The 2,181-nt window shown below is 34.1% G+C and carries 2 protein-coding genes; one reads left to right on the top strand and one right to left on the bottom strand.

All coding sequences use genetic code 11. The features are described from left to right. Positions 1-233: 233 nt before the first annotated feature. Complete coding sequence (locus V7266_RS29895; RefSeq protein WP_335472882.1) at positions 234-1,163, top strand: bifunctional helix-turn-helix transcriptional regulator/GNAT family N-acetyltransferase; 930 nt, start codon at positions 234-236, stop codon at positions 1,161-1,163. A gap of 220 nt (positions 1,164-1,383) precedes the next feature. Here the strand turns inward: V7266_RS29895 and V7266_RS29890 are convergent, their stop codons facing one another. After that, complete coding sequence (locus V7266_RS29890) at positions 1,384-1,869, bottom strand: hypothetical protein (RefSeq protein WP_335472880.1); 486 nt, start codon at positions 1,867-1,869, stop codon at positions 1,384-1,386. Positions 1,870-2,181: the final 312 nt, after the last annotated feature.

The raw sequence follows: 2,181 nt of genomic DNA, 5'->3' as shown, positions 1-2,181 counted from the left end.
AAGATTCCGCTACTAATTAAGTGATTAAAATTAAGCGATTTTTCAAAAAGGAAGGTCGCTTTTTCTTCTTCAAGTAATGGAGCAGGATTGCTGAAGAAGACCCTAAAATATTCTATGTTTCCAATGTGATATAACCATTAGTTGACTAAATCAATTAAATTGATTGACTTAATCAACTAAATATTATAAGGTATTGTTAGTGTTAAATAGTCTGAAAATTAAGGAGAAAAAAGATGGAAAAGAATCAATATGTAGAAAAAATCCGGAAATTTAATCGGTACTATGCAAATGTTCTAGGAAAAATTGACCAAGAAATCTATAATAAGCCTTTTCCATTAACAGAAGCTCGTGTTATAACTGAAATCAATTATAGAAATGGTTGTACTTCAACTGAAGTTATAGAAAATCTCGGAATAGACCGTGGACAGATGAGCAGAATAGTTCAAAAATTTGAGGAAGAAAAAATTATTTTCAAGAAGCAAGCATCAAACGATAAACGCCAATACTTACTTTATCTCACTGACTATGGTAAAGAAATTTATAATGACTTAGTTGAAAATGCAAATCGTGAAGTTGCAAAAATGATTCAAGAAATATCGAATCGTAATTTGACCAAGCTAATCAATTCCATGGAAACCATAGAATCCATATTTACTAAAGAATATCCTTCTCAAACAGAGGTATCCATTCGAACTTTTCAACCAGGAGATGTGGGTTTCGTAGCTCACCTCCATGGAACTTTGTACGAAAATACTTATAAGTTTGGAAGAATGTTTGAATATTACGTTATGAAGGGCTTAACTGAATTTATGCTCAATACAGATGGGGGAGAATTATGGATTGCTGAAGTAGATGGTAAAATAGTAGGTTCGATTGCGATTACTAAATCCAATGATCTAGCTGCCCAATTAAGATGGTTTGTTTTGGATGAAAATTATCATGGTATGGGTATAGGTAAGAAACTTATGGAGACTGCCATCGATTTCTGTAAAAAACAAAGATACAAACATGTTTACCTATGGACGGTAAGTATTTTAGAAACTGCTCGTTATTTATATCGAAAATATAATTTTACATTAACAGAAGAAAAACAAAATTATGAGTGGACTGGTTCGAAATTAGTAGAAGAAAGATGGGATTTAGAACTATCCGATGAAAAGTAAAACAACCAGTTCTTAACCCAGAATGAATCATATTTCAAAGAGGATTTTTTGATATGGATACGTTTAATTTTCAAGGCGGAAAACTCCCATGATGGTTTATTCATGGAGTTATTTATGTGTGTGTCCATTTGAAGTATGGTGATTTATATAAAATAATTAAGCAACCCGAAAGCTGCTTAAATGTCTATTGTCTTAAAATATCCACTCCATCTGGTAATTTTTATTTTGTAACATAGAAAATAGTTTCAGGTTGTCCATCAGGCATTGTTCTATGTTCAACATTTGTAACATTTAATTTATAAGTGGATTCAATATGATTAATGGCCGTATTATCGAACCAAGGCTGCATACCAACTGCATAAATCCAACCTGCATTTTGAGAAGTATTAACATGACCTTCAGTCGTATATTGACCTTGTGATTTTGCCCATTTAATCCAGTCTTGAGTCATTGTTTCATCTGTCCATTCAATTGCAGGCATTGGAGCTTCAATTATGGGTGGAGTTGCTTGTCCTGGTTCATTTTTCTTGACTTGACCATATCCAGTCCGTTTTCCACCATATTTTTGACCTTTACCCACTTTAGCATTGTCAGATACCTTGGTCGTGTTAATGTTGTTGTCTTTGAGTTGATTCTTTGTTGTGTCAGTTTCATTACATGCAGTAAGTGCTAGAGCTAATACTAAAACAAGTCCAAGGAGCTTCATTATTGATTACCTCCATTAAAGTTCGTACCCATTTAGTATTCAGAATCTCGTTTGTTTGTATTCAGTAAAGAAGGTATATAACTTCTTATGTAGAATGGGCAGTGGGAGAATAGCTAAAAGAGCTTCTCTTTTTTATGCTTTTTAAAGCATGTTGCTGATTTTGTTATTTAACTATCGGGGTAGGTGTGCGGCCGAGCCTAGGTCGTATCATATAGCGGGTGGGACTCCCGCCGAGTAAGAACTAGCCATTCGCTCGTAGCGAGTCTTGGAGGGCTAACGGTAACTTTAGTCTTTAAGCGTAGACAGTTAGGT

Source organism: Neobacillus drentensis, assembly GCF_036965645.1.
In the GTDB taxonomy this organism is placed as follows: Bacteria; Bacillota; Bacilli; order Bacillales; family Cytobacillaceae; genus Neobacillus; species Neobacillus drentensis_D.
This window is presented reverse-complemented; position numbering and strand designations above follow the sequence as displayed.